Origin of the sequence: Halorubrum sp. BV1, from assembly GCF_000746205.1 — an archaeon.
In the GTDB taxonomy this organism is placed as follows: Archaea; Halobacteriota; Halobacteria; order Halobacteriales; family Haloferacaceae; genus Halorubrum.
The window spans coordinates 1-2305 of sequence record NZ_JQKV01000017.1 but is presented as its reverse complement, the minus strand read 5'-3'; the positions used below and the strand labels follow the sequence as shown (position 1 = coordinate 2305).

Genomic DNA, 2305 nt, shown 5'->3' with positions numbered 1-2305 from the left:
GGCGGCGGGGGCGGTGGAGGCGGCGGAGGCGGCCTCCTCGGCGGCCTCGGAGACGTCCGCGACGACGCCATGCAGGGCATCGACAACACGGTTGACCGCGCCGGCGACGCCGTGGACGACACGGTAGACCGGGCGGAGGACACCGCGCGAGACACCGCTCGGGACGTCTCTCAGGGCGTGGACCGGACGGTAGACCGCGCCGAGGACACGGTAGACAACACGGTGGACCGCGCGCAGGACACCGCTCGGGACGTCTCTCGGGACGTTCAGCGCGGCGCAGACCGGGCGGTGGACCGCGCGCAGGACACCGTCGAGGACACCGTGGACCGCGCCGAGCGGACGGTAGACAACACGGTGGACGACGTCACCTCGGACGCACGCAACGCCGTGGACGAGGCCCAGGACACCGCTCGGGACGTTCAGCGCGGCGTAGACCGGACGGTGGACCAGGCGACCAACACGGCTGACGACGTCGCCTCGGGCGTCTCCAGGAGCGCCGGCGAGGTCGCCGACGCGACGCGCGACCAGGTCGATCACGCCGCGGAGACCTACGGCGAGATGGGGCGGGAGCTCCAGGACGGCGACGTCGGCGCAGCCGTGGACACTGCGGTCGAGAGCACCGGCGAGACCTACGACAACCTCGCCCGAGCGGGCGATGCAGCGGCCGGGAGCACCGACGAGTACGTCGGATCGGCCGACGTGAACACCGAGGTCACCGACGACCTCACGCGCGGCGGTCTCCTCTCGGAGACGCGCGACTCCAACGACGGCCTGCTCCCCGGCGAAGTCGCCGGTGTGAACCTCTCCGAAGAGGGGTTCCGGAGCGGGGCTGAGGACATCAACAACGTGAAGAAGTCGTTCGACGAGAACGACCCGGTGACCGCGCCGGTCGTCGGTGATGCTCCTGAGCGCGTCCTCCAGGGGGCGGCCGGAGTCGGTGTCGATCTCCTGAACTTCCCGCAGCACGTCGTCACGCTGGAAACCGCGGGGGAGGTCGCAACGAACGCGCCTGGAGAGATCCAGGAACACGGCGTCGGCGAGGTCGCTAAGACGGCGACAGGCGTCGGTGCAGCGGTCGGTGGTGCGATGGCGAACGAGGCGAAGTCGAACCCGCTGGAGTTCGCCAGCGGGGCCGCGTTCGGCTACGTGACCGGCGCAGCCGCCGGCCGGGCTGTCGGGATGGCCGGTCGAACCCTCAAGGGGCGCGCTGGAAGGGTCGGGAGTACGAAGCTCGACGCCGAGGGCCTCTCGCAGGAGGAGGTCATCAAGCACGCCGAGACCGACGGCGCTGAAGGGAAGAAGTTCCCCGACGCGCAGGATCCGGAAGGCTACAAGAACGACCCTGCGCAGGCCGTCCGCGAGCAGGCCGACGCCAACACGCCCGAAGAGGTTCAGCAGCTCTTCGACGAACGCGGCATCACCGAGGGAACGGTCCTGAAGAAGGCACTCGACGTCGAACCCGAGGGACCGGGCCGAGGCCGCAGCGACACCGGGTTCAAAGCGCCCGAGGAGACGGCGGACAGCTTCGACTACGAGACGCCCGGGTCGTTCTTCGGTCCCGAGCTCTCCCCGAACTTCCTCCGCCTCGGCGACAGCGAGGCCGACTTCAGTCTGCGTCCAGGCCTCCCCGACTTCGGGAGCAAGCCGACGGGCGTTCTCGCAAAGACCGACGTCGAGAACACAGACGCGGACACGCTCGAAGGGTTCAACCAGGAGATGCTGGACCGCTCGGGCGACACGACGGCGGTCACGAAGCCCGCCGATGAGGTGAACACCGGCGAGATCGAGGCGGTCGTCCCGCCCGGCGCGGAGTTCACGCCCGTCAGCAGCGGCGGCCCGCTCACGAACGCCGCCCGGAAACTCGGCATCGGGTCCGAGTTCTACACCGAGATCGACGGCCAGACCGTCACGATGCGCCCGGTCGCGCCCTCCGGGAGGAGCCGGTCACCGGACCTGGACGGCTCGGACGCCGACGCCGGCGCTGGCAGCGGGAGCAGTGAACCGCTGGACTACTACGTCCAGCCAGGTGAGCAGGCGGTGGATCGTCCTCTCCCGGTCGCAGGCCCCGGCGGGAGTGCCGGCGCAAGCAGCCAGCAGGAGCCGGAGAGCACGCCTCAGTCGCCCGGGACCTTCGACGGCCCCGTGGACGAACTCGGTGGCTTTGGCCGCGGGTTCTACGACCGTCCAGGCGACACACGCGCGCCGAGTGACCCGCCGTCGTCGGACCCGCCGAGCAGCGGGCCGTCCTCGCCCCCGTTCGACGAACTCGGGCCGAAGTACCCGCCGTCGTCGGACCCGCCGACCA

At 70.7% G+C, this 2305-nt stretch carries 1 pseudogene; it reads left to right on the top strand.

Annotation, left to right across the window (positions count from 1 at the left end):
- Positions 1 to 2305 (top strand): annotated as a pseudogene (locus EP28_RS11380) (hypothetical protein); the annotation flags it as partial.